The sequence below is a fragment of the Citrobacter sp. FP75 genome (assembly GCF_018342065.1).
Classification (GTDB): Bacteria; Pseudomonadota; Gammaproteobacteria; order Enterobacterales; family Enterobacteriaceae; genus Citrobacter.
The window spans coordinates 314,007-337,968 of sequence record NZ_JAFDOE010000003.1 but is presented as its reverse complement, the minus strand read 5'-3'; the positions used below and the strand labels follow the sequence as shown (position 1 = coordinate 337,968).

Annotated in this window: 24 protein-coding genes; 9 read left to right on the top strand and 15 right to left on the bottom strand. The window is 54.8% G+C overall.

All coding sequences use genetic code 11. The features are described from left to right. Positions 1-55: 55 nt before the first annotated feature. The 6 genes from yfaU to JQ822_RS12880 all read right to left on the bottom strand — a co-directional run bounded on the left by yfaU (position 56) and on the right by JQ822_RS12880 (position 6,287). Positions 56-859: a 2-keto-3-deoxy-L-rhamnonate aldolase gene (yfaU, locus tag JQ822_RS12905; protein ID WP_213133784.1), complete on the bottom strand. Its 804-nt coding sequence runs from the start codon at positions 857-859 to the stop codon at positions 56-58. A 25-nt stretch (positions 860-884) separates the two neighbouring features. Next, the gene (locus JQ822_RS12900) at positions 885-2,174 is read right to left on the bottom strand and encodes an MFS transporter (protein WP_213133783.1); all 1,290 of its coding nucleotides are present in this window, start codon (positions 2,172-2,174) and stop codon (positions 885-887) included. A 57-nt stretch (positions 2,175-2,231) separates the two neighbouring features. Beyond that, entirely contained in the window at positions 2,232-3,437 is a 1,206-nt protein-coding gene (rhmD, locus tag JQ822_RS12895; RefSeq protein WP_213133782.1) for an L-rhamnonate dehydratase, read from the bottom strand. A 13-nt stretch (positions 3,438-3,450) separates the two neighbouring features. Then, on the bottom strand, positions 3,451-4,233 hold the full coding sequence (locus JQ822_RS12890; RefSeq protein WP_135321211.1) for an IclR family transcriptional regulator: 783 nt from the start codon (positions 4,231-4,233) through the stop codon (positions 3,451-3,453). A 200-nt stretch (positions 4,234-4,433) separates the two neighbouring features. Then, a complete protein-coding gene (locus JQ822_RS12885) occupies positions 4,434-5,630 on the bottom strand; it encodes a nicotinamide mononucleotide deamidase-related protein YfaY (RefSeq protein WP_213133781.1) in 1,197 nt (398 codons plus the stop codon). Positions 5,631-5,744: 114 nt separating this feature from the next. Next, positions 5,745-6,287, bottom strand: coding sequence for a YfaZ family outer membrane protein (locus JQ822_RS12880; RefSeq protein WP_213133780.1), 543 nt, complete (start codon positions 6,285-6,287; stop codon positions 5,745-5,747). A gap of 228 nt (positions 6,288-6,515) precedes the next feature. Here JQ822_RS12880 and nudI point away from each other — a divergent pair, with 228 nt between their 5' ends. The 8 genes from nudI to arnF all read left to right on the top strand — a co-directional run bounded on the left by nudI (position 6,516) and on the right by arnF (position 14,598). Then, the gene (nudI, locus tag JQ822_RS12875) at positions 6,516-6,941 is read left to right on the top strand and encodes a nucleoside triphosphatase NudI (RefSeq protein WP_213133779.1); all 426 of its coding nucleotides are present in this window, start codon (positions 6,516-6,518) and stop codon (positions 6,939-6,941) included. 283 nt (positions 6,942-7,224) lie between these two features. Beyond that, positions 7,225-8,364 (top strand): UDP-4-amino-4-deoxy-L-arabinose aminotransferase, encoded by a 1,140-nt coding sequence (gene arnB / locus JQ822_RS12870; protein ID WP_213133778.1) that lies wholly within the window; start codon positions 7,225-7,227, stop codon positions 8,362-8,364. A 2-nt stretch (positions 8,365-8,366) separates the two neighbouring features. Next, the gene (arnC, locus tag JQ822_RS12865; RefSeq protein ID WP_213133777.1) at positions 8,367-9,350 is read left to right on the top strand and encodes an undecaprenyl-phosphate 4-deoxy-4-formamido-L-arabinose transferase; all 984 of its coding nucleotides are present in this window, start codon (positions 8,367-8,369) and stop codon (positions 9,348-9,350) included. Continuing rightward, positions 9,347-11,329, top strand: coding sequence for a bifunctional UDP-4-amino-4-deoxy-L-arabinose formyltransferase/UDP-glucuronic acid oxidase ArnA (gene arnA / locus JQ822_RS12860; RefSeq protein ID WP_213133776.1), 1,983 nt, complete (start codon positions 9,347-9,349; stop codon positions 11,327-11,329). Before arnC ends, arnA begins: the two co-directional genes overlap by 4 nt. Then, on the top strand, positions 11,326-12,228 hold the full coding sequence (gene arnD / locus JQ822_RS12855; protein WP_213133775.1) for a 4-deoxy-4-formamido-L-arabinose-phosphoundecaprenol deformylase: 903 nt from the start codon (positions 11,326-11,328) through the stop codon (positions 12,226-12,228). Before arnA ends, arnD begins: the two co-directional genes overlap by 4 nt. Continuing rightward, on the top strand, positions 12,225-13,880 hold the full coding sequence (arnT, locus tag JQ822_RS12850) for a lipid IV(A) 4-amino-4-deoxy-L-arabinosyltransferase (RefSeq protein ID WP_213133774.1): 1,656 nt from the start codon (positions 12,225-12,227) through the stop codon (positions 13,878-13,880). The genes arnD and arnT overlap by 4 nt, the downstream gene beginning before the upstream one ends. Further along, positions 13,877-14,212: a 4-amino-4-deoxy-L-arabinose-phosphoundecaprenol flippase subunit ArnE gene (arnE, locus tag JQ822_RS12845; protein WP_213133773.1), complete on the top strand. Its 336-nt coding sequence runs from the start codon at positions 13,877-13,879 to the stop codon at positions 14,210-14,212. The genes arnT and arnE overlap by 4 nt, the downstream gene beginning before the upstream one ends. Then, positions 14,212-14,598 carry a 4-amino-4-deoxy-L-arabinose-phosphoundecaprenol flippase subunit ArnF gene (arnF, locus tag JQ822_RS12840; RefSeq protein WP_213133772.1) on the top strand — a complete coding sequence of 129 codons (387 nt, stop codon included), beginning with the start codon at positions 14,212-14,214 and terminating at the stop codon, positions 14,596-14,598. Before arnE ends, arnF begins: the two co-directional genes overlap by 1 nt. 2 nt (positions 14,599-14,600) lie before the next feature. On the opposite strand, the gene pmrD is transcribed toward arnF, so the two are convergent. The 9 genes from pmrD to JQ822_RS12795 all read right to left on the bottom strand — a co-directional run bounded on the left by pmrD (position 14,601) and on the right by JQ822_RS12795 (position 22,949). Continuing rightward, on the bottom strand, positions 14,601-14,864 hold the full coding sequence (gene pmrD / locus JQ822_RS12835; RefSeq protein WP_213133771.1) for a signal transduction protein PmrD: 264 nt from the start codon (positions 14,862-14,864) through the stop codon (positions 14,601-14,603). 105 nt (positions 14,865-14,969) lie between these two features. Then, the gene (gene menE / locus JQ822_RS12830) at positions 14,970-16,385 is read right to left on the bottom strand and encodes an o-succinylbenzoate--CoA ligase (protein ID WP_213133770.1); all 1,416 of its coding nucleotides are present in this window, start codon (positions 16,383-16,385) and stop codon (positions 14,970-14,972) included. After that, positions 16,382-17,344 (bottom strand): o-succinylbenzoate synthase, encoded by a 963-nt coding sequence (menC, locus tag JQ822_RS12825; protein WP_213133769.1) that lies wholly within the window; start codon positions 17,342-17,344, stop codon positions 16,382-16,384. The genes menE and menC overlap by 4 nt, the downstream gene beginning before the upstream one ends. Continuing rightward, positions 17,344-18,201: a 1,4-dihydroxy-2-naphthoyl-CoA synthase gene (menB, locus tag JQ822_RS12820; RefSeq protein WP_096756386.1), complete on the bottom strand. Its 858-nt coding sequence runs from the start codon at positions 18,199-18,201 to the stop codon at positions 17,344-17,346. Before menB ends, menC begins: the two co-directional genes overlap by 1 nt. Before the next feature lie 14 nt (positions 18,202-18,215). Next, positions 18,216-18,974, bottom strand: a complete 759-nt coding sequence (gene menH, locus JQ822_RS12815) for a 2-succinyl-6-hydroxy-2,4-cyclohexadiene-1-carboxylate synthase (protein WP_213133768.1) — start codon at positions 18,972-18,974, stop codon at positions 18,216-18,218. Further along, on the bottom strand, positions 18,971-20,641 hold the full coding sequence (gene menD, locus JQ822_RS12810) for a 2-succinyl-5-enolpyruvyl-6-hydroxy-3-cyclohexene-1-carboxylic-acid synthase (RefSeq protein WP_213133767.1): 1,671 nt from the start codon (positions 20,639-20,641) through the stop codon (positions 18,971-18,973). The genes menH and menD overlap by 4 nt, the downstream gene beginning before the upstream one ends. An 84-nt stretch (positions 20,642-20,725) precedes the next feature. After that, complete coding sequence (gene menF, locus JQ822_RS12805) at positions 20,726-22,024, bottom strand: isochorismate synthase MenF (protein ID WP_213133766.1); 1,299 nt, start codon at positions 22,022-22,024, stop codon at positions 20,726-20,728. Between the two features lie 104 nt (positions 22,025-22,128). Then, a complete protein-coding gene (gene elaB / locus JQ822_RS12800; protein WP_135321195.1) occupies positions 22,129-22,434 on the bottom strand; it encodes a stress response protein ElaB in 306 nt (101 codons plus the stop codon). A gap of 53 nt (positions 22,435-22,487) precedes the next feature. Then, the gene (locus tag JQ822_RS12795; RefSeq protein WP_213133765.1) at positions 22,488-22,949 is read right to left on the bottom strand and encodes a GNAT family N-acetyltransferase; all 462 of its coding nucleotides are present in this window, start codon (positions 22,947-22,949) and stop codon (positions 22,488-22,490) included. Positions 22,950-23,016: 67 nt separating this feature from the next. Between JQ822_RS12795 and rbn the strand changes: the two genes are divergently transcribed. Beyond that, positions 23,017-23,934, top strand: coding sequence for a ribonuclease BN (gene rbn, locus JQ822_RS12790; protein ID WP_213133764.1), 918 nt, complete (start codon positions 23,017-23,019; stop codon positions 23,932-23,934). The last annotated feature ends 28 nt before the right edge of the window (positions 23,935-23,962 follow it).

Below are 23,962 nucleotides of genomic sequence, written 5' to 3'. Positions count from 1 at the left end.
GAGTTTACATCGGGAAGCCTGGCCCGATAGCCTACCACCATCGGGCAATTCAATATCAATAACTGCTTTTCAGCTTTTGTGCTGCCTTATCAGATTTAAACATTGCTAACCGACGATCCAGCGCATCACTGTAGAGCATTGTATCGACCCCCACGGCCACAAAATTCGCGCCCCACTGCAGACACTTTTGCGCCATTGCCGGATCGACGGCGAGAAAACCTGCGGCTTTGCCCGCCGCGCGGATGCGGCGAATGCTGTCCTCAATGCTCCGCTGAACATCAGGATGCCCGGCATTATCAGGATATCCCAGTGATGCTGAGAGATCCGCAGGGCCAATAAACACGCCGTCAATGCCCTCCACATCTAAAATTTCGTCCAGATTGTCCAGCGCTGTCCGACTTTCAACCTGCACTAACAAACAGAGCGACTCATTGGCCTGCGCCATATAATTCTCTATTCGCCCCCAGCGCGCCGCTCGCGCCACGCTCGCCCCGACACCGCGCTCGCCGAGCGGAGGATAACGGGTAGCAGAGACCACCTGACGCGCCTGCTCAGCGCTGTCGACCATTGGGATCAGCAGCGTTTGTGCGCCAATATCCAGCACCTGTTTGATCAACGCTTTACTGCCTTCAATCGGACGGATCACCGGTTGGCTAGCGTAAGGGGCGATTGCCTGTAGCTGGTGATAGAGATCCTGCACCGTATTCGGCGCATGCTCACCGTCAATCAGCAACCAGTCATAACCCGACGTCGCGGCAATCTCAGCCATATAGGAAGTGGTTGAACTGAGCCACAGGCCAATCTGTACTTCCCCTTTACGTAATCCTTCTTTGAAGGGGTTTGCTAACAATGCGTTCATAACGATCCTTACAACGTAGATAAGATTAATGATGCGCAGCGCCCACTTGCGAGGAAGGACGGTTCACGCGCAAAGTGAAGATAATCAGTGAACCTATAATCGCCACTCCCGCCAGGGTCAGCAGCCCAGCAGCGTCACTGGCAAAAAACGTTTCTGCTTTAACCCGCAATATTGGTGCAAGGAACCCACCCACCGCGCCAAACAAGTTCACAAAACCAATACCGGCTGCCAGCGCAGTGCCAGAAAGCAGTTGTGTTGGCATCGTCCAGAACACGGGCTGTACTGCGATAAAGCCCGCCGCAGCAACGCATAAAGCCAGAATAGCCAGTACCGGAGAAACCAAACCCGAGACACCAACACCGATCCCTGCCGCCAACAATGTCAGTGCGGCGACATTACGCCGCTCGCCGGTCCGGTCGGAGTAGCGGGGAATCAGCCAGGTGCCAAACAATGCGACAACCCACGGAATGGCGGTGACCACCGAAGCCGTGAAGCCGACTTTCGTTCCCAACAGCGCGGCAACTTGCGTGGGCAGAAAGAAAATCAGGCCATACACCGCAACCTGAATCGTCAGATAGATAAGCGCCAGCTGCCAAACGCGCCCATTACGCAGCGCATCCGAGAGACGTGATGTGGCCTTTTTTTCTTCTTCGCTCGCCAGTTGGCTAATGAGCACGGACTTTTCCTCAGCGTTCAGGAAACGCGCCTGCTGTGGGGTATCATCAAGCCAGAAGAAAGTGAAAACGCCCGCACCTACCGCCAGTAAACCTTCAATAACGAACATCCAGAACCACCCCGGATGCCCCATAAAACCGTGCATTTCCAGCAGCGCACCTGACAGCGGCGATCCCAGAGTTAATGCCAATGGCGCTCCCATATAGAACAGCCCCATGATGCTGGCGCGGTTGCGCTGCGGGAACCATTGCGAGGTCAGGTAAATCATCCCGGGGAAGAACCCCGCCTCTGCCGCGCCAAGGAGGGTACGGATAATCAGGAATTTCGCCTCCGTATCTGCCCACGCCATTGCCGCAGACAAAAATCCCCACAGCAACGTGGTGGTGCCAATCCAGGTTCTGGCGCCAAATTTACGCATCAGCAGATTCGCGGGCACGCCCAGAAAGGCGTAAACCACGAAGAAAATCCCCGCGCCCAGCGCATAAGCTTCATTGCTCAGCCCGGTGTCAATTTGATAGGTCTCTTTGGCAAACCCAATGTTTGAACGATCCAGAAACGCCAGCACGTACAGCGCCAGCATAAACGGAATTAAGCGGGCACGGTTTTTCTTCACTACACCGTCAAGTAAAGTGATACTCATAGAAAGATCCTCAATAAAATGAGGGCGTTGTCGTGTCAGCAACAACGCACAGGTGATTTAGTGGCTATAAGGGCGCTTCAGATTGCAATCGCGGTTAAGCTCAACGCCAAATCCGGGTTTATCCAGCACCGACTTATGAATACGTCCATTTACCGGAACCGGTTCATCCACCAGGATAGGGTCAAACTGCGGGCGCATTGTTGAACAGTCCGGGCTGGTCATCAGGAATTCGCTGAACGGGGTATTGGTGAAGGTGATCACCGCATGGTGGGAATAAACGGAGGAACCATGCGGCACCACCAGCTGCCCGCGTGATTTAGCAATGGCGGCAATTTCCACCAGCGTGGTTAACCCGCCGCACCAGCCCACATCCGGCTGCATGATATCGATGCCGGTTTCTGCGAGCGTGCGGAAAGACTGCAACGTTCCGTGATGTTCACCGCTGGTGACCATCATGCCCGCCGGGGCGTTACGTTTCAGTTCGCGATAGCCTTCATACTGCTGCGGCGGCAGACACTCCTCGATCCACTTCAGATTATGCGGCGCGCAGGCGTGGGCCAGTTTGGTGGCATAGTTCACATCCTGGCTCATCCAGCAGTCGAGCATCAGCCAGAAATCCGGCCCACATTTCTCGCGCATCTCGGCCACCATTGCCGCATCTTTGCGGATCCCCTCGTCACCATCATGTGGTCCCCAGTGGGTCGGCATTTTACCACCGATAAAACCCATATTTTTCGCCAGATCCGGACGCGCGCCGGTTGCGTAAAACTGGATCTCATCACGTACCGCGCCGCCCAGTAGCTTGTAAACCGGCAACCCCACCACCTTACCGAACAGATCCCACAGCGCGAGATCCACGCAGGAGATAGTGTTCATCACCAGACCACCAGAGCCGGAGTAGTACATTGTCGCATTGAGCATTTGATCGTGAATGAGTTTAATGTCGCTCACGCATTTGCCTTCAATAAAGCGATTGAGATGTTTTTCAACAATGAAGCATCCCATCTCTCCTGCCGTGGAAACGGCAAAACCGGTCTGGCCGTTTTCGGCTTCCACTTCGACAATCAGCGTCCCTAGCACGTTGATGCCGAAAGACTGGCGCGACTGTTCGTACTCGCGGTATTTGCTCATCGGCGTGGCGATATGGTCGTCAATCCAGTGGTTAGCCCCCTGATCGTGATAATCGCCGCCGCCTGCGCCCTTCTCTGCCGTAGCACCACCGGTAAACCAGGCTCGAATATGTTTAATTTTTGGTAGGGTCATGATGTTCTCCTTTTTATGATGCGAGTGAGTCGAAGGGACTTTTCCATCCCAACAGGCGTGAAATATCTTTGGCGCAGGCAATGGCTTTCCCGGCCAGGTAGTCACGGTTCTCTTCGTTAATCTGTAGACGGGTGCCGACCACCGAGATCGCTGCGGTCAGCGCATTACTGGCGTTAAACACGGGGGCCGCGACGCAGCGGACATCCGGATAATCTTCGCCATTGTCAAAACTCCATCCGCGTTGACGAATACGTTCCAGCTCGTCATTTAATCGTTGCGGGTTGGTGATGGTGGTCGGCGTTGCCTGCTCCCACACCAACTGCCCAATAATGGTGTTACGTACAACGGCGGGTTGCCAGGCCAGCAGGCATTTGCCAATACCTGAACGATAGAGTGAGAGACTTTTACCTTCGTGCGAACGCACGCTGATGGTGGAAGACGATTCCACTTTCAGAATGTAATAAGCGCTTTCATGGTCGATGATCCCCAGATGGCAGAGCAATCCAGTCTCATCCATTAGTTGCGTCAGACGCGGGCGCGCCAGCTCGCGCAAATCCATCTTGCTCAGCGCATGCCCGGACAGTTCCACCAGCTTGGTCCACAGGCAGTAGTTTTCCTGGTGATCAAGGCTGATAAAGCGTTGGCGCTTCAGCTCATTAAGCAGCAGATAGGCGGTGCTTTTGGGGATCCTCAACGTGTCGATGATCGTCGCGGCGCTGCAGGGTCCGATACGCGCAATAAGATTGAGAATGTCGATCGCTCTGGTGAGCGCAGGAACTTTACTTGATTCCAACATACTGGACTCCAGTCTGAGATACTGGAATCAGTGTGGTCGGTCAACGTGGGCAAAATTGTGAAGTGCGTCAAATCCCTCTGTTCTTCCAGCGTACTGGAGAAATAACGGAGAGAATTGTGAAATAAGTCACTGATATTTTCGCAAGGAGTACAACAGGATGGACTGATGACGGGAAGGCGGGGACGCCTTCCCGTTAAATGCTACACCGTCAACGATTCAACCACGTCGATCCAGCCATGCTCGCTGGCAATATCCTGGCCATGAAGCCAACGACGCAACATGTTCAGCGCCATCATCGCGCAGACTTCCTGACGCACCGGCAAGCTGTAACGATTAGCGCTAAGTCGCACACGCAACGCGTGCGTACCTCCGGGTGTTGCCAGCGCAAAGTTAATATGTTCGTTTTCGAAACCCGATACCGCCAGCGCCAGCTCCGCGTAATGGTTGCCGCGTCGCTCAGTTATCCAGTGCGCCGTTTGCGCCAGCGTTTCTTCCTGAGAAGGCACCACTTCACTGGCCAACAGCGGGGCGTTAGCGCGGGAAAGCTGGAGCGCTACCAGGCCCGCAGTAAACTGCTCGCTCAGCGTCAGGCTGAACTGCCGCGACTGCAAAGTACGTGCAATTTGTGCAGGAAGCCCTTCCGTACCTTCAAATATCATATTCTGCCCGGCAACCCGTTTAACCTCCGGCCAGAGCGCCAGCATCGCTTCACGTTGGGAATCCGGCCCGGTTAGCTTCAGCTCGATAATCGGCATAGACGAGCGATACCCCATCGTCACCCCTGGCGGTAAGGGCAGCGGATCCAGGCTTTGCGCAAGCTCACTTTCAGAACGACCAAAAGTGGTTAATCGCAGGCATAGCGGGGGCTGAGAGAGGGAGAAACGCTCCCGCAGGCGCGGCAGGATCTCATGTTCAACCATCACTTTAAATTCTGACGGCACGCCCGGCGTAAAGAACATCAGGCAGCGGTTGAGCGTAATGGCGAATCCGCAGGCGGTCCCGACGGGATTATTAATAAACTCCGCGCTGGCAGGTAATTCAGCCTGCTTGCGGTTGCTCGGTGCCATCACGCGCCCACGCTCGCGAAAATAATGCTCCATTTGAGCCAGCCAGGCGTCATGCAGCACCAGCCCTTCACCTTTTGCCGTTGCCGCCGCCAGCGCGCTTAAATCATCGCTGGTTGGCCCTAAGCCACCATTAACAATCAATATATCGGCATGTTCGCTGCGTTCGCGCAAAATAGCGACCAGATCGTCAAGATTGTCGCCCACCGTATTGCGGCGGGTTAACGGTAATCCCTGATTAAAGAAAAAATCAGCCAGCCAGGCGGCGTTGGTGTCGACGATCTGGCCGTGCAACACTTCATCCCCGGTGGATAGCATCTCCACGTTTAACATTGTGTTCTCCTGCTTATGCAATCAAAACACTATAACGCAACGGAGGGGGAACATGGAGGAAGGAAAAGGAGTGGGACGTAAAAACAGGCGCGGCTGAACGCCGCGCCAGGGACATCAGAAACTGGCGTTAACCCCAACGTACGGGCCGTCAGCAACCGCGTTGTCACGGTTGCCATCTTTACCCGCCAGGTTCAGGTAGCGATAACCGGCTTCGATGCTCAATGGGCGAATAATGGTCAGACGCGCGCCAGCATTGGCTTCTTCGTAGCTATCAATACCGCTGGAAAGCGAATCCGGAGAGTAGTAGTACTCACCAAACAGACGGAAGCTGTCACCAATTGGCCACTGTAAACCACCGCCAACCGCCGCCGCGTAACCTTCATCACCGTCGTTTGGGTTGGTATAAACGCCTTTACCGCCAACGGTGGCCAGCAGAGGACCCAACGGGATGTTCAGGCCAAGGCCCAGCCCGGCAACATCGCCGTCGTCATCGTTATGCATCCAGTTACCGCTGACCGCCAGACCCGTGGTCTCCGTGCCCATGCCGAATCCAAGATTGGTGTAATCTTCTCCCGCCTGGCCACTAATGCTAATTGCGCTCGCCGACGCGGAAACAAACAGCATTCCGGCAAAACCCAACATTAAACTTTTTTTCATTTTCTATCCTTTCCAGCAAGAATCAAAACATAGCCCCAAAACCGCTGGATTGTACTGCCTGGTGGCGAGGAATCAATGAGCTAAAAAAGCGATGCAATAACATATTGTAACTAAATACTAACCAACGAGTTTTTGGGAAGTCACGGCTGAATTGATAATGATCACTTTCACCTTCCCCCTGGCTCCCGTATTCTTTATCTATCACCTCTCTGCTTAAGGAATGTCGTCGTGCGTCAAAGGACTATTGTTTGCCCATTAATTCAGAACGATGGTTGTTATTTATTGTGCAAAATGGCCGACGATCGCGGTGTATTCCCCGGTCAGTGGGCGCTTTCTGGCGGCGGCGTTGAACAGGGTGAACGCATCGAAGAGGCCTTACGTCGGGAAGTGCGCGAAGAGCTGGGCGAGCAACTTGAGCTCACAGAGATTACCCCGTGGACCTTCAGCGACGATATCCGCACCAAAACCTATGCTGATGGTCGTCAGGAAGAGATCTACATGATTTATCTTATCTTCGATTGTGTTTCAGCCAATCGCGAGGTGAAGATTAACGAAGAGTTCCAGGATTTCGCCTGGGTTAAGCCGCAGGATCTCGCCCAGTACGACTTAAACATCGCCACGCGTAAAACGTTAACCTTGAAAGGGTTACTGTAAGCCCCACGAGTTTAAACGTAATATAAACAATGTTCACAATAGCGGTATTGTTCTCAGCATTCAGCAACAGAGACCAATACCGCCATGACGACTAAAAATACTTTATATTCAAACAAATAAATCACCTCCCCCTGCCTTTATTTTTATACCCCGAACCTTAAACTCTTAAGGATAAATTAACCTTCAATCATTAATCTTTGCAGCCTGATGAAATAATTAACGACACCCCTGTTTATTACCCCAATAAATATGCGATGGCGTTTAATGGCTTGAAGGAATAATGATGTCTGACTTTTTGCCTTTCTCTCGCCCAGCCTTAGGTGCTGAAGAGCTTGCCGCTATCAAAGCCGTTCTGGACTCTGGATGGATAACCACCGGCCCTAAAAATCAGCAACTGGAAGAGGCTTTCTGTCGGCTGACAGGAAACCAAAATGCCGTTGCCGTCTGCTCTGCGACTGCAGGTATGCACATCACGCTGATGGCGCTTGACGTGGGCGCAGGTGATGAGGTGATCACCCCGTCGATGACGTGGGTTTCCACGATCAATATGATTGTCCTGCTGGGTGCGACGCCGGTGATGATCGATGTCGACCGCGATACGCTGATGGTCACCCCCGAACAAATCGAAGCGGCCATTACCCCACGAACCAAAGCGATTATTCCGGTGCATTATGCCGGCGCTCCTACCGATCTTGATGCGATATACGCCATCGGCGAGCGTTATGGCATCCCGATCATCGAAGATGCAGCCCATGCGGTGGGAACATTATACAAGAGCCGTCATGTTGGCGCGCGCGGCACGGCAATTTTCTCCTTTCACGCCATCAAAAATGTCACCTGCGCGGAAGGTGGGCTGATCGTTACCGACGACAGCGCACTCGCACAACGGCTACGCAGTCTGAAATTCCACGGTCTGGGCGTGGATGCTTATGACCGGCAAACCTACGGTCGTGCGCCGCAGGCGGAAGTTCTGGCCCCTGGATACAAGTACAACCTGACCGATATCAATGCTGCCATCGCCCTGGTGCAACTGGACAAACTTGGTCGAATAAATGCGCGTCGTGCAGAAATTGCTCACCAGTATCAGCAAGCGCTGGCAGAGACACCTTTTCAACCGTTAAGTCTGCCGCAATGGTCGCACATTCACGCCTGGCATCTGTTCATTATTCGCGTTGATGAAGCGCGTTGCGGCCTGAGCCGGGATGCCTTAATGGAAGCGCTGAAGGCGAACGGTATTGGCACCGGCCTGCATTTTCGCGCAGCGCATACGCAAAAGTATTATCGCGAACGCTTCCCTGACCTTTCGCTCCCCAACACCGAATGGAATAGCGCACGCATCTGTTCCTTGCCGTTGTTCCCCGATATGACCGCCGATGACACTCAACGCGTCATTACGGCACTTCGCCAGATAGCAGGACAATGACCATGTTTGAAGCTGCACCGATCAAAAAAGTCTCGGTGGTCATTCCCGTTTTTAACGAACAGGAAAGCCTGCCAGAGTTAATCCGACGCACCTGCGCCGCCTGTGAAAAGCTGGAGAAAGAATATGAAATTCTGCTGATCGATGACGGCAGTAGCGACAATTCCGCACAGTTGATGATGGAAGCCTCACAGGCCGAAAACAGCCATATTGTCTCTATTTTACTGAATCGAAATTACGGGCAGCACTCGGCGATTATGGCCGGTTTCAGCCACGTCACCGGTGATTTAATTATCACGCTGGATGCTGATTTGCAGAACCCGCCTGAAGAGATCCCGCGTCTGGTCGCTACCGCGGACCAGGGTTTCGATGTCGTCGGAACAGTGCGCCAAAACAGGCAGGACAGCATCTTTCGTAAGACAGCCTCCAGGATGATCAACCATCTGATTCAGCGCACCACCGGCAAAGCGATGGGAGATTATGGCTGCATGCTTCGCGCTTATCGCCGTCACATTGTTGATGCCATGCTGCATTGCCAGGAGCGCAGCACCTTCATTCCTATTCTGGCCAACATTTTTGCCCGTCGCGCGACGGAAATTCCGGTACACCACGCTGAACGTGAATTTGGCGATTCAAAGTACAGCTTTATGCGCCTGATTAACCTGATGTACGACCTGGTGACCTGCCTGACCACCACGCCGCTGCGTATGCTGAGCCTGCTGGGCAGCGTGATCGCCGCCACGGGTTTCACCCTGTCCGTCCTGCTGGTCGTGCTTCGCCTGACGCTTGGTCCGCAGTGGGCTGCAGAAGGCGTATTTATGCTGTTTGCCGTGCTGTTTACGTTTATCGGCGCACAGTTCATTGGCATGGGATTACTCGGCGAGTATATCGGTCGCATCTATAACGATGTCCGCGCCCGCCCCCGTTATTTTGTTCAACACGTTATTCGTCCACAAATTACGCAGTCAACCGAGGAAAACCACGCATGAAAGCCGTCGTATTTGCTTATCACGATATGGGATGTCAGGGGATTCAAGCTTTGCTGGATGCGGGTTATGAAATCGCTGCTATTTTCACGCACACCGATAATCCTGGTGAAAAAGCGTTTTTTGGCTCCGTTTCCCGGCTTGCTGCCAGCGCAGGGATCCCGGTATACGCACCGGACAACGTCAATCATCCGTTGTGGATTGAACGCATCAGCCAGCTCGCCCCCGATGTCATCTTTTCGTTCTACTATCGCCATTTACTCAGCGATGACATTCTTAACCTCGCCCCCGCGGGCGCATTTAACCTGCACGGTTCACTGTTGCCGAAATATCGTGGTCGCGCACCGCTGAACTGGGTGCTGGTCAATGGCGAGACAGAAACCGGCGTGACGCTTCATCGGATGGTCAAACGTGCGGATGCCGGCGCCATTGTCGCCCAGCAGCGTGTTGCGATATCACCCGATGATGTCACGTTAACATTGCACCATAAACTGTGCCAGGCTGCCCGCCATGTTCTGGAACAGGCGCTGCCCACCATCAAAGCAGGCAATATTCAAGAAACGCCACAACAGGAAGCCGATGCCACCTGTTTTGGTCGCCGCACGCCGGACGACAGCTTCCTCGACTGGAACAACCCCGCAGCGCAGCTGCATAATCAGGTACGTGCGGTCTCCGATCCCTGGCCGGGCGCGTTTAGTTATGTAGGAACGCAAAAATTTACCGTCTGGTCATCACGCCCGTGTGCGAATACCACCGGCGCGCAACCGGGTACCGTTATTAGTGCATCGCCGCTGCAAATAGCCTGCGCCGATGGCGCGCTCGAAATCTTTACCGGACAAGCGGGCGATGGCATTGCAATGCAAGGTTCACAGCTGGCGCAGGTTCTGGGTCTGGTGGTGGGGTCTCGTCTGAACGGCCAGCCGGTTTCCGCCAGCAAACGCCGCACCCGCGTCCTGATCCTCGGCGTGAATGGTTTCATCGGAAACCACCTGACCGAGCGTCTGTTGCAGGAAGATAACTACGAGGTTTATGGGCTGGATATTGGCAGCGATGCGATTGGCCGTTTTCTGCAACACCCGCGCTTTCATTTTGTCGAAGGCGACATCAGTATTCATTCTGAATGGATTGAATACCATGTAAAAAAATGCGACGTCGTGCTACCGCTGGTAGCGATTGCCACGCCGATTGAATATACCCGCAACCCGCTTCGTGTTTTTGAACTCGACTTTGAAGAGAACCTGAAAATTATTCGCTACTGCGTGAAATACCAGAAGCGCATTATTTTCCCGTCAACCTCCGAAGTGTACGGCATGTGTAGCGATAAGGTCTTTGATGAAGACAGCTCAAACCTTACCGTCGGCCCGGTCAATAAGCCGCGCTGGATCTATTCCGTGTCCAAGCAGCTGTTAGATCGTGTCATTTGGGCATACGGCGAAAAAGAGGGACTACGCTTCACGCTATTCCGCCCGTTTAACTGGATGGGCCCGCGACTGGACAGCCTTAACGCTGCCCGTATCGGTAGTTCGCGCGCCATTACCCAACTGATCCTCAATCTGGTGGAAGGTTCGCCCATTAAGCTGATTGAAGGCGGCAAGCAAAAACGCTGCTTTACCGACATTCGCGACGGTATCGAAGCGCTGTTCCGCATCATTGAAAATGAAGGTGGACGCTGCGACGGCGAAATTATCAACATCGGCAACCCGGATAACGAAGCGAGTATTCAGGAACTGGCGGAGATGCTGCTTACCTGCTTTGAAAAACATCCACTGCGTCAACACTTTCCGCCGTTCGCCGGTTTCCGTGACGTTGAAAGCAGCAGCTACTATGGTAAAGGTTATCAGGACGTTGAACACCGCAAACCGAACATTCGTAATGCCAAACGCTGCCTGAACTGGGAACCGACCATTGAGATGCAGGAAACGGTAGAAGAGACGCTCGATTTCTTCTTACGCAGTGTGGATATCACGGAACACGCATCATGACCAAAGTTGGCTTGCGCATTGATGTCGATACCTTCAGGGGGACGCGCGAAGGCGTGCCCCGCCTGCTGGAGACATTGAACCGACATAACGTTCGGGCAAGTTTTTTCTTTAGTGTGGGGCCTGACAACATGGGACGCCATCTCTGGCGTCTGGTGAAACCGCAATTTCTGTGGAAGATGCTGCGCTCAAACGCCGCCTCTCTCTATGGATGGGATATTTTGCTGGCGGGAACCGCGTGGCCGGGAAAAGAGATCGGCCAGGCCAATGCGGCGATCATTGCGCAAACCGCACAAATCCATGAAACCGGTTTGCATGCCTGGGATCATCACGCCTGGCAGGCACGAAGCGGAAACTGGAATGACAAACAGCTGATTGATGATATTTCACGGGGCATCAGCGCTCTCGAAGCGATCACCGGGCAGCCCGTCACCTGCTCCGCCGTTGCCGGATGGCGTGCCGACAACCGCGTCGTTGAGGCAAAAGAAACGTTTTCTCTGCGCTATAACAGTGATTGTCGCGGGACGTCGTTATTCCGCCCGCTGCTTGAAACGGGGAAAACCGGTACGCCGCAGATCCCCGTCACCTTGCCCACATGGGACGAAGTGGTGGGTCAGGAGGTGCAGGCTGTCGATTTCAACTCGTATATTCTCTCCCACATGCTGATGAACAAAGGAACACCGGTATACACCATTCATGCGGAAGTTGAAGGCATCGCCTGTCATCAGAATTTTGACGATCTGCTCGTGCGGGCAGCCGACGCTGGTATTACGTTTTGCCCTCTCGGAGAACTATTGCCAGACGATGTCACTACACTGCCTGCGGGGCAGATCGTGCGTGGAAAAATACCCGGCAGAGAGGGATGGCTCGGCTGCCAGCAACCCGTAGGTATGACGCAATGAAATCGGTACGCTATACCCTGGCCTTTATCGCGTTTATTGCGCTGTATTTTATTTTACCCATCAACAGCCGCCTGCTCTGGCAGCCTGACGAAACGCGCTACGCGGAGATCAGCCGGGAGATGCTGACATCCGGCGACTGGATAGTCCCGCACTTTTTAGGTTTACGCTATTTTGAAAAACCGATTGCCGGATACTGGTTGAATAGCGTCGGGCAATGGCTGTTTGGCGCAAACAACTTTGGTGTCAGAGCAGGAGCCATTTTTGCCACCTTGCTGACGGCACTGCTGGTCGCCTGGCTTGCCATGCAGTTATGGCGAGATAAGCGTACCGCGATACTCTCTTCGGTTATATTTTTAACGTTTTTTTCAGTGTACAGCATCGGCACCTACGCGGTGCTCGACCCGATCATCGCACTCTGGCTGATGGCGGGCATGTGCTGTTTTTGGCAAGGTATGCAGGCCACGACTAAAACCGGAAAAATCATCGCTTTTTTGCTGCTGGGGCTGACCTGCGGCATGGGGGTGATGACCAAAGGTTTTCTCGCGCTTGCCGTCCCGGTACTCAGCGTGCTGCCGTGGGTATTGGTGCAAAAACGCTGGAAAGAGCTTTTCATCTACGGCTGGCTGGCGGTGATTGGCAGTGTGGCGATTGTCCTGCCGTGGGGAATAGCCATCGCACAGCGCGAACCTGACTTCTGGCATTACTTTTTCTGGATCGAACATATTCAGCGTTTTGCGCTGGCTGATGCCCAGCATAAAGCGCCGGTCTGGTATTACTTACCTGTCTTTGTCGCAGGTTGTCTGCCCTGGCTTGGGCTGTTGCCTGGCGCACTGCGTACGGGCTGGCGTGAGCGAGATATCCCGCGTGGCGCGTTGTATCTGCTGAGCTGGATTATCATGCCTGTCCTGTTTTTCAGCATCGCCAAAGGAAAACTGCCGACCTATATTCTTTCCTGCTTCGCACCGCTGGCAATCCTTATCGCGCGCTTCGCTCTGCAGGCGGCTGAGAAAGGTTCTTGCGCTCTGCGCGTCAATGGCTGGATCAACATCCTGTTTGGGGTGACAGGCATTGTCGCCACCTTTGTTGTTTCTACGCTGGGGCCACTGCAGTCTCCCGTCTGGACGCATATCGAAACCTATAAGGTCTTTTACTCGTGGGGCATCTTTCTGGTCTGGACTTTTTTTGGCTGGTATACGCTGACCAATAGCGAAAAAACCTGGAAATATGCCGCTCTCTGCCCGCTGGGACTGGCGCTGTTGTTTGGATACGCGATCCCCGACCGGGTCATGGAATCTAAACAGCCACAGTTTTTTGTTGAGATGACCAAAGAGTCGCTGCAACCGAGCCGCTACGTGCTTGCGGACAACGTAGGCGTCGCCGCGGGCCTGGCCTGGAGCCTGAAACGCGATGACATCATGATGTACGGACAAATGGGTGAGCTAAAATATGGTCTGAATTATCCCGATGCCGGGGGCCGCTTTGTGAGTCAAACTGACTTTGCCGACTGGTTAGCTCAACATCGCCAGGAGGGCATCATTACGCTGGTGCTGTCGATTTCAAAGGATGAGGATATTACTCACCTTGCCATTCCCCCCGCTGATTACGTTGATAATCAGGGGCGTCTGGTCTTGATTCAGTACCGGCCCAAGTGATCTGGCTAGCCTTAGTCCTCGCCAGCTTGCTCAGCGTATGCGGGCAACTCTGCCAAAAGCAGGCAACCCGCCCGGTGCCCATCCGCGCGCGCAAACGCCACATTACGCTGTGGATTGCTCTGGCTCTGGCAAGTCTTGGTCTGGCCATGCTGCTGTGGCTGGCGGTATTGCAAAACATTCCCGTCGGCATCGCTTATCCGATGCTGAGTCTTAACTTTGTCTGGGTCACACTGGCTGCCTGGAAGATCTGGCGTGAACCGGTAACAAAGCGCCACTGGCTGGGCGTAGGGCTGATTATCACCGGCATATTTATTCTCGGGAGCGCGGTGTAATGGGCATCTTTTGGGGACTGTGTAGCGTTATTATCACCTCTGTCGCCCAGTTAAGTCTGGGCTATGCGATGGATAATCTGCCGCCGATGCTGCATCCGCTGCGATTTATTGACGCTCTGTTATCCACAAGCGTCGGGGCGTTAACGCTGTACGCGGGGCTGGCGGGGTATTTGCTGTCGGTCATCTGCTGGCACAAAGCCCTGCATCAAATGGCGCTAAGCAAAGCTTATGCCCTGCTCAGCCTCAGCTATGTGCTGGTGTGGGTAGCTTCAATGATTTTGCCCGGCTGGCAGGGAACGTTTTCATTACGAGCGTTATTCGGCGTGCTGTGCATTATGGCGGGGTTGATGACGATTTTTATACCTTCGCAAAAAACTGCACCCTGAGATCATTTACCCGTAGACTGCTGTAGCAAACGCTCCCACTCGTCACAGAGATACTGTCTGGCATCAATGATTTTAATTACCCGTGTTTTATCACGGTTAATACAATACTGAGCATCTTTCAGCGGCGAAAGGAGATCGCCGGGATTAACTCGCTCGGAGGCATTTGCTTCCGCAAGCATCTTCAGCGAGCCACCACTATCGCAAAGTACGATATAGAGCTTCCCGGCGTTTTTGTGACAGCAAGACTTCTTTACATGCCATTCCATAGCGCACCTTTTGTTAAAAATTTTCACAATAGGTTACACTTTAGCAGGTAAACAAAATGACAATGGTCTGGAATGGCAAAAGTGAGAAATGTAATTAATGATTTCTTAATCTTTATATTGGGCACGTACCCAACCCAGCAACGCGCGGCGAGAAACCTTAATACCGCCACTTTTCAACTCTGGCGGTAACACCAGCCAGCGCACCGGCTGCTGAAAGCGGGCCAGCTTATCTTTCACCCATTCTGCGAGATTGGCGTTACCCGCACCGGCGTCATACTCAACGACCGCCACTGGACGATGGCCAAACTCTTTGTCTTCTATCGGCACAATAAAAGCTTGCAGAACCTGCGGATGCGTTGCAATCACACGCTCCACCTCTTCCGGCTGTATGCCTTCCCCGCCGCTAAAAAACAGATTGTCCATCCGACCGACAATCGTTAGCTTGCCATCCTTTAACACGCCGCGGTCGCGGGTGGCAAACCAGCCTTCGCTATTCACCAACGCAATAAGCTGTCCGTTACGCCAGTAACCTTGCGCCATGCTGGCGGCACGCAGCCAGACTTCATCGTCAACGACTCTGACTTCTCTGCCCGGTAAGGCAGAACCGACATCACTCAGGCCATCGGCTTCTTTCGCACAAACCGTCGAGGCAAACTCCGTCAGCCCGTAACCGCACCAGCAGCGGATCCCCTGCTCGCGCGCCTGCTCAGTCAACTCAACCGGAATTGCCGCACCACCCAACAACACCGCTTTTAGCGTGACCGGGGTGTTGTTAACCAGCAAACGCCAAAGCTGCGTAGGCACCAGCGAGGCATGGGTACAGCCAGCCAGCATTTTCTCCAGCGGCTGCTTGTCGCGCACGGTCATGCGTGCACCGGCAAATAACCAGCGCCACAAAATCCCCTGACCGGAAACATGAAACAGCGGCAGCGAGAGCAGCCAGTCATCTTCTGCGCCAAACGGCATTAATGACAGCACGCCCTGTGCGCTCGCCAGATGCGCCTGACAGGTGTGGACCGCCGCCTTCGGCAGCCCGGTGGAGCCGGAGGTTAAGGTCATGGTACTTAAACGCTGAGGCAACCAGGTGACGGCATGCTCGCCAGACCGTTGCTGGATCAGCAGCGGCATCAGCCCCGGAAAGAGGCGTTCGCCTTGAAGGTCCAGCGCAAAACGCAGCGTTAAATCAGGGAGCAGTGCATCCAGCAGCGACTGTGGCAGTTGCGGATTCACCGGTAATACCCGCGCTCCGCATTGCAACAGTGCCAGCCAGGCAAGCGCAGACGAAGGGGTATTCCAGGCGCGCAGTAGTACGCCATCGCCCTCTTCCACGCCCTGTGTGGCAAATCCCGTGGCCATCGCGTCGACTCGCGCACAGAGGTCACGCCAGTTCAGCATCTCATCATTGAGGCGTAAAGCGGGTGCCTCTGCCCGAATCTGCCGCCATTGACGCCACGGCCAGTCGGTAAAATCAGTCGCCAGGCCCGATAAGCGTGCGCCATCGGGCATGTCCTGCACGGTCATAGCAGTCGTTCCAGCGCATCTTTGTGGATACACGGCAGCGTACTGCCGGGCCAGGTGCGAACCTGCTGGCACTGCATCAGGCTCAGCGTATCCAGACCCGGTATGGTCTGCGGTGTTAGCCAGGCGGAAATCCGCGCCAGTTGGGTTAACCCCAGACTCGACTCGATCGACGAACTAATAACCGCGGTAAGTCCAAGCGCATGTGCCGCTGCAACCTGCTCGCGAACCTTGTCCAGACTGCCGGTGAGCGTTGGCTTGATGACCACAGCCTTGACGCCCTCTTCGGCTTCGAAGGTGAAATCTGCTTCACGCAGGCTTTCATCCCAGGCGATGGCAATCCCGGTTTCCCGCGCAAAGGCGCGAGAGTCATCACGGGTTTTACACGGCTCTTCGAGGAAGGCAATGCGCCCGCGATAATCCGGATTGACGTATTTCGCGAACTGCTGCGCTTTCAGCGGCGTCCAGGCACGGTTGGCATCAAGACGTAAATGCAGATCGGGGATCGCCTCAAGCAGCAGGTTGGCCACCATTCCGTCACGTACGGCTTCATACAGACCGACTTTGATTTTCGCCACTTTTTCGCCCGGCATGTCCGCCAGTTGCAGCACCAGATCGTCAGGATCACCGGTACACAGCGGCGCGGCGCGATAATTCGCCGCCTCCGGCAGCGTCCCTTCAAGCTCGGTGAGTGCGCAGCTTGCGCCAAAGGCGACCGAAGGCATCTGCGGTAAGGAAGAGCCCCCTTGTAGCCAACCGTTTACCCAGCTCAGCAGCGCAGTTTGCGCCTCTTCCCAGGTCTCCTGGCTGAAGCCCGGCAGTGGGGAGATCTCCCCCCACCCTTCGCGCTCGCCGTCACGAAGACAAACGTACAGCCCGTCACGCGTTTTTAACCGCCTGTCTCGCAGAACCACCCCCGCGTCCATGGGGATCTGCCAGCGGTATACCTGCGCGCTACGCATTACGGATTCCGTTTGAATTTGCTGAAATCAGGCTGACGTTTCTGGTTGAACGCGTTACGGCCTTCCTGACCTTCTTCCGTCATGTAGAACAGCATAGTGGCGTTACCGGCCAGTTCCTGCAGACCCGCCTGACCATCGCAGTCGGCGTTCAGCGCAGCTTTCAGGCAGCGCAGCGCCATTGGGCTGTTTTGCAGCATTTCACGACACCAGCGTACGGTTTCTTTTTCCAGATCCGCCAGCGGAACCACGGTGTTGACCAGACCCATATCCAACGCCTGTTTCGCATCGTACTGACGGCACAGGAACCAGATTTCACGCGCTTTTTTCTGACCGACGATACGGGCCATATAAGACGCCCCCCAGCCGCCGTCAAAGGAACCCACTTTCGGGCCAGTCTGACCGAAAATGGCATTTTCAGCCGCGATAGTCAGATCACACATCATGTGCAGCACGTGACCACCGCCGATGGAATAACCCGCCACCATTGCCACAACCGGTTTCGGACAGGTACGGATCTGACGCTGAAAGTCCAGCACGTTCAGGTGATGTACGCCGGAATCATCCTGGTATCCGCCGTAGTCGCCGCGTACTTTCTGATCGCCACCCGCACAGAACGCTTTGTCGCCGGCACCGGTCAGAATAATCACGCCGATGTTGTCGTCATAGCGCGCATCAGACATGGCCTGAATCATCTCTTTGACGGTTACAGGACGGAAAGCATTGCGCACCTGCGGACGATTGATGGTGATTTTCGCGATACCGTCGGTGGATTTTTCATAGCGAATGTCGGTGTAGCCTTCAGAGCAATCAAGCCATTCTACCGGTGCGTAAAGCATTGTTTCATCAGGATAGATCATAAAATGTCCTTTAGTCAGCGACGCAGAATCTGAGCCAGACAGTCCACCACGCCCGCGGGATTATCCCGATGCGCGTTGTGTCCGGCATTACGAATCACATGGGTCGGTACAGACATTTCCGTCGCCAGAGCGCGGAATTTATCGTCACGTTCACCACATAAATAATAAAACGGAAATGTGCGCGTGGTGAGCGGCGCACGTAAATCGGGTTGACCTGCCAGCGAGGTCGCCTCCAGCATGGCGGCAAGCGTAGCGCCATTGTTCTGGCTACGCAGCGCCACCAGCGACTGGCGTTGCACAGGGCTTAGCGAGGCGAAAACCGGCTGTTGATACCAGTCGTTAAAAACATCATGTAGCGGTTCGTTGCGAAAACGTGCAGCCCAGCGACCGTCGGAGAGGCGACGCTGGACGCGCTCATCTTCGCTTTGCAGCCCTGGATGCCCACCTTCAACCACCAGGCCGCAAAGTCCGGATATTCCCTGACAAGCAGCCATCATTGCCACTCTGCCGCCAAGAGAATATCCCACCAGCCAGTATTTAAGTATGTTGTAACTAAATAAAGTATTACGCAGCAATTCGCTGACGTCATCAAATCCACTGACGTGAATATCCGCCGAACCGCCGTGTCCGGGCAGGTCGATATACAGTCGGGAATAATCCGCAAACTGCTCACCGACCGTTTGCCATTCTCGACGATCGCCGGAGAAGCCGTGCAGGAAAACCAGCCAGGGCGCATCCGCCCGGCCCTTGTTTGCCTGCGCGTACAGAATCATAGATGGCTGACCTGCGCCAGCAGTTGCTGCAGGGTTTGCGCCCCGTCAGTTTCATTGACCACCAGCTCGATCACCGTTGCTGCCGGGGTGCGCCAGGCACCTGCCAGCGCGCTCTCGAGCTGCGCCCAGTTTTCCGGGCGGTGATATTTGAGGTTAAACATCGCTGCAGCATGATCAAAGTTCACGTTTTGCGGCATCAGATAGAACCGTTCGCGTTCGCTTTGCGGCGTCGGCAGCAGGGAGAAAATTTGCCCGCCGTTATTGTTCACCACAATCAGGACAAACGGCGCGGAGACCTGGCGCAATAAGGCCAGCGCATTCAGGTCATACAACGCGGATAAATCGCCGACGATGGCCAGCGTCGATTTCGCACTGGCACGTTGAACACCTGCCGCCGTTGACAGTAAACCGTCGATACCGCTGGCCCCGCGATTGCTGTACACCGGATACCCTGCCGGAAGCTGCGACAACGCGTCAATCAGACGGACGACCAGACTGTTCCCGACAAACAGCTGCCCCTGTTCCGGCAGATATTCGCGAATGCGGTGCGCCAGCTGCGCTTCACCAAACGCCTCGCGACGTGCCGCCACCGCCTGCCATGCCTGTTCAGCCAGGAGCGGGATCGCCACGCACCAGGGCTGGCGTTTCTCTGCCGGATGCAGTTCCAGCCAGTCGCCTACTTTCGCCACTAATCTACGCCCACGATGATGAGCGGGATCGAGGCGTCCTTCAATATTGTCGACAATCCAGTATTCTTGCGGGTTGCAGGTGGCCTGCCATTGCAACAGACGTTTTCCGGTCAGGCTACTGCCCAACTGCACCACAATCTGTGCCTGCTGTAACTCATCCACCGCTTTCGCGTTACCCAGCCACAGGTCGGCGCACGGCAGCGGCTGTCCGGTTTGCGACAGCACATCGCCAATCAGCGGCCAGCCTAACGTCTGCGCCCACAGCGCCGCTTTCTTACCTTCTTCTGCAGTCATACGCCCGGCGATCACCACGCCGCGTTTTTGCCGCCAGAAGAACCAGTCACGCTGTTTGTCACTTTCCAGCCGACGCGCTTCGCGCAGCCAGGGTTTATCATCCTGCCACCAGTCGCCAAGGCGCTGTTGCCACTCCACGCCCGTGTCGTCCATCTCGCCATACAGCGGTTCTGCAAACGGGCAGTTAATGTGTACCGCGCCGCTGTGCAGCGAGGCCAGAGCATTATCGAGAGTAGATACCAACCAGCTGGCGGGAATGTCTTGCGTCGGGCGCGGTAAAGAGAGCGTTTGCGACGGATGCGAGGCAAACATACCCGGCTGACGAATCGCCTGATTCGCTCCGCAGTCGATCAGCTCAGGCGGTCTGTCCGCCGTGAGTAAAATCAGTTTTTCACCGGTGAGACCCGCTTCGATAAGCGCCGGGTACAAATTCGCGACCGCCGTACCGGAGGTCACAATCACCGCAACCGGCTGTCGGCTGACCTTGGCCAGACCTAAGGCCAGATGCCCCAACCCACGCTCGTCAAAGTGGGTATGGTGGATAAAGGCAGTATTTTCCGCTGCTGCCAGGGTCAATGGCGTTGAACGAGAGCCAGGCGCAATGCAAACATGCCTGACGCCGTGGCGAGTGAGTGCTTCCAGTATGACCGCCGCCCAGCGTCGGTTAAATGCGCTTACTGACATAAGATTGTCCGGTATCAATATTGCGACACAGTATAAAGAATCGAATAAATGGATTTTTGATATGAGTCGGTAATGTGTGACTCATTAAGCTTCCATCTGTAATAAAGTACGTAAACCCGCCGCTTTATTGTCTATTTCTTGCCATTCCTGTTCGGGATCGGAGCCACGCACGATCCCGGCCCCGGCGTACAGGCGCACCACGTTCCCGCTAATTTTCGCAGAGCGTAGCGACACGCAAAATTCGCTTTGCCGCAGGGAGAGATATCCTGCAGAGCCGGCATACCATTCACGTTCAAAAGGCTCATTATGCTGGATGAACGCGCGCGCCAGTTCACGCGGAATACCCGCCACTGCCGCGGTCGGCTGGAGCTGCATCAGGCAAAGCGTATCGTCCGGCTGATTCAGCGCCGTCCAGATACAGCGGCGCAAATGCTGCACTTTGCGCAGCCTGAGTACCTGCGGCGGCAGCACGTCGAGTGTTTGCGTACAGTTTTGCAGCCGCTGGCAGATATCTTCCACCACCAGCATATTTTCGCGCTGGTTTTTATCATCCTTCATCAGCCACTCACCGAGCTGCCAGGCCCGGTGGTCGTCAGGATGATTAGCAACCGTTCCAGCCAGCGCTTCGGTACGCAGCGCCGTGTCACGCCGTCTATACAGACGTTCAGGAGACGATCCCAGAAAAGCGCATTCGGCGGAAAACGCCATAAAGAAATGATAGCAGTTGAGGTTTAAGCGACGGCTGGAGGCCATCACCGCCGCGGCGTTCACCGGCTGAGCGAACTGTAAATCGCTCGCCCGCGCCAGCACCACTTTGTCGAGTTCTTCCCCGGCAATGGTTTGGGTGGCAAGCGCGATCAGGCGCGTCCAGCCTGCTTTATCCGGCCAGTGTTGTTCACCAGTTAATGTCAGGCGCAGTGCGGGAAGCGGCTTCACGCTGGCAAGTGCTGAGAGAAATGCGCGCGCGCGCGCGGCATCTTCATGCAGCGAAATGTCGCTATACAGAAATAACCGTAACGTCGCCACGCCCGCGCAACGTCGCCATTCCAGTCGCGGTAGCAGTAAATTGCCGCACTGGGGTTCAAACGCATTCAGGCCCCAGACGCGCAGGTCGGGATGTTGGTCATGCTGGCGTAAAAACTGCTGGGCGACTGCCAGCGAGGAAAATGTTGCCACGGCCCCCAGCACGGCGGCTTCTTCATCGCCGTTACGCTGCTGCCAGTAAAACTGCGGCCAGACGGGTTGACTGGCCAGCCATCCTAAAGCGTCGAAAGCGTCATTCAGAGGGAAAGGGATGTCGTAAATACGAATGCCAGGTGCTGCCGGTATCTCTTGCGACAAAAAGCGCATCAGACTTTCCAGCGCAGTAGTAATTGAATGCACGCGGACCTCTCCCTGTTAAAAACCTCTCATTATACGGGGTACTGGCGAGAAAAAGCAGTACCCCCGTTTAGGGAGTACTGACAAATGCGATGGAGGTGGTGAATTTATCGCCGTGCTAACAATAAACCCATCACTAAACCGACCGTTGCGCCTACGCCGATCCCGCGCCACGGTTTGTCATGCACATAGTCATCTGCCCGGCAAACGGCCTGCTTCGCGCGATAATAATAGCTGTCCGAGGCGTGGCTCACGCGATTTCTCACATCTTCTAACGCCTGCTCGGCTTTCGCTTTTAACTCAAGGTACTTCTGGTCGGCAGGATCGCCCGAAGAGCGCAGTACTTCTTCCAGCGTTTCACTGAGTAATTCCAGGTCATCATCAATACGTGATTCATAAGAATGAAAAGACATTATTTTCTCCCTTTCTATTTACGTACCCGCTAACTATAGACGACCAGAGCTGTTTACGCCTGATGTCCCTCACGCGCCATGCCGATGTGCGGGATGCCATCTTCATCATAAACATTCGTAACAGGAGCAAAGCCAAAGCGCGCGTAGAAAGATTGCAAATGCGCCTGCGCGCCCAGGTATAGCGCCTTGTGCGGCCAGTGCTGCATGCAGGATGCCAGCGTCTGCGTCATTAACTGCTGCCCTAGTTTTTCCCCGCGCAACGCAACGCTGACGATCACCCGACCGATAACCACCGGCTCAAGATCGTCGTCGCTTTTCAGAATCCTCGCATACGCCACCAGTTCTTCATTCTGCCACCCCAGAAGGTGTCGGTTTTCACCCACTAAGTCATCGCCATCCACATCCTGATACGGACACTGTTGCTCGACAACAAACACCGCACAGCGCAACTGAAGGATGGCATACAGCTGCTGGGCGGTCAGTTCTGTATGGTGGAGATCTTGCCAGTGAATCATTGTCTGCCCCTTGGTTGTGATAACCTGAACACCCTGCCTTATTGATGGCGAAAAGTGTAACGCAAAGATGGAATTAATTTTTTTAGGCACGTCAGCGGGAGTCCCTACGCGCTCACGCAATGTAACGGCAATATTACTCAATCTGCAACACCCAACTCAGGCGGGATTGTGGCTTTTCGATTGCGGCGAAGGCACGCAGCATCAAATGCTTACCACGCCGTTCAATCCGGGAAAACTCGATCGTATTTTTATCAGCCATCTACATGGCGATCACCTGTTTGGCTTGCCGGGACTGCTGTGCAGCCGTTCGATGGCCGGAAACGTCCAGCCGTTGACGCTGTACGGGCCAAAAGGATTACGCGAGTTTACCGAGACCGCACTACGCCTGAGCGGCTCCTGGACCGATTATCCGCTGGAGATTGTGGAAATTACCGCTGGAGAAATCCTCGACGACGGCCTGCGCAAAGTGACCGCTTTCGCGCTGGAGCATCCGCTGGAGTGCTACGGTTTTCGCATTGAGGAACATGACAAGCCCGGCGCGCTTAACGCCAGTGCGCTGAAGGCGGCAGGCGTTAAACCGGGGCCGTGGTTTCAGGATCTCAAAGCCGGGAAAAGCGTCGTACTGGACGATGGGCGTTCAATTAACGGTGCCGATTTTCTCGCCCCGGCAATACCGGGCAAATCAGTGGCGATTTTTGGCGATACCGCGCCGTGCGCTGCTGCCCTCGAACTGGCAAAAGGTGTGGATGTGATGGTGCATGAAACCACGCTCGACGCCTCGATGGAAGAAAAGGCCAACAGCCGGGGGCACAGTTCCACCCGCCAGGCCGCGCAGCTGGCGCTGGAGGCAGGGGTTGGTCGATTAATTATGACCCACGTCAGCTCGCGTTATGATGAAAAAGGCTGCCAACGCTTGCTCGAAGAGTGCCGGACGCTGTTTCCGGCAACCGAACTGGCGCACGATTTCGCCATTTTCACGGTTTAGCGCTCTATTTTTCCGCCTCAGTGCCGAT

What these genes read in the sequence shown, in the direction of transcription:
- yfaU (WP_213133784.1), bottom strand. Translation starts at nt 859, where the DNA reads ATGAACGCATTGTTAGCAAACCCCTTCAAAGAAGGATTACGTAAAGGG.
- elaB (WP_135321195.1), bottom strand. Translation starts at nt 22,434, where the DNA reads ATGTCTTTTCATTCTTATGAATCACGTATTGATGATGACCTGGAATTA.
- arnT (WP_213133774.1), top strand. Translation starts at nt 12,225, where the DNA reads ATGAAATCGGTACGCTATACCCTGGCCTTTATCGCGTTTATTGCGCTG.
- arnB (WP_213133778.1), top strand. Translation starts at nt 7,225, where the DNA reads ATGTCTGACTTTTTGCCTTTCTCTCGCCCAGCCTTAGGTGCTGAAGAG.
- menE (WP_213133770.1), bottom strand. Translation starts at nt 16,385, where the DNA reads ATGACCGTGCAGGACATGCCCGATGGCGCACGCTTATCGGGCCTGGCG.
- menH (WP_213133768.1), bottom strand. Translation starts at nt 18,974, where the DNA reads ATGATTCTGTACGCGCAGGCAAACAAGGGCCGGGCGGATGCGCCCTGG.
- arnD (WP_213133775.1), top strand. Translation starts at nt 11,326, where the DNA reads ATGACCAAAGTTGGCTTGCGCATTGATGTCGATACCTTCAGGGGGACG.
- menB (WP_096756386.1), bottom strand. Translation starts at nt 18,201, where the DNA reads ATGATCTATCCTGATGAAACAATGCTTTACGCACCGGTAGAATGGCTT.
- rhmD (WP_213133782.1), bottom strand. Translation starts at nt 3,437, where the DNA reads ATGACCCTACCAAAAATTAAACATATTCGAGCCTGGTTTACCGGTGGT.
- JQ822_RS12885 (WP_213133781.1), bottom strand. Translation starts at nt 5,630, where the DNA reads ATGTTAAACGTGGAGATGCTATCCACCGGGGATGAAGTGTTGCACGGC.
- menC (WP_213133769.1), bottom strand. Translation starts at nt 17,344, where the DNA reads ATGCGTAGCGCGCAGGTATACCGCTGGCAGATCCCCATGGACGCGGGG.
- JQ822_RS12890 (WP_135321211.1), bottom strand. Translation starts at nt 4,233, where the DNA reads ATGTTGGAATCAAGTAAAGTTCCTGCGCTCACCAGAGCGATCGACATT.
- JQ822_RS12795 (WP_213133765.1), bottom strand. Translation starts at nt 22,949, where the DNA reads ATGATTCACTGGCAAGATCTCCACCATACAGAACTGACCGCCCAGCAG.
- arnA (WP_213133776.1), top strand. Translation starts at nt 9,347, where the DNA reads ATGAAAGCCGTCGTATTTGCTTATCACGATATGGGATGTCAGGGGATT.
- rbn (WP_213133764.1), top strand. Translation starts at nt 23,017, where the DNA reads ATGGAATTAATTTTTTTAGGCACGTCAGCGGGAGTCCCTACGCGCTCA.
- arnF (WP_213133772.1), top strand. Translation starts at nt 14,212, where the DNA reads ATGGGCATCTTTTGGGGACTGTGTAGCGTTATTATCACCTCTGTCGCC.
- JQ822_RS12880 (WP_213133780.1), bottom strand. Translation starts at nt 6,287, where the DNA reads ATGAAAAAAAGTTTAATGTTGGGTTTTGCCGGAATGCTGTTTGTTTCC.
- arnC (WP_213133777.1), top strand. Translation starts at nt 8,367, where the DNA reads ATGTTTGAAGCTGCACCGATCAAAAAAGTCTCGGTGGTCATTCCCGTT.
- JQ822_RS12900 (WP_213133783.1), bottom strand. Translation starts at nt 2,174, where the DNA reads ATGAGTATCACTTTACTTGACGGTGTAGTGAAGAAAAACCGTGCCCGC.
- pmrD (WP_213133771.1), bottom strand. Translation starts at nt 14,864, where the DNA reads ATGGAATGGCATGTAAAGAAGTCTTGCTGTCACAAAAACGCCGGGAAG.
- menD (WP_213133767.1), bottom strand. Translation starts at nt 20,641, where the DNA reads ATGTCAGTAAGCGCATTTAACCGACGCTGGGCGGCGGTCATACTGGAA.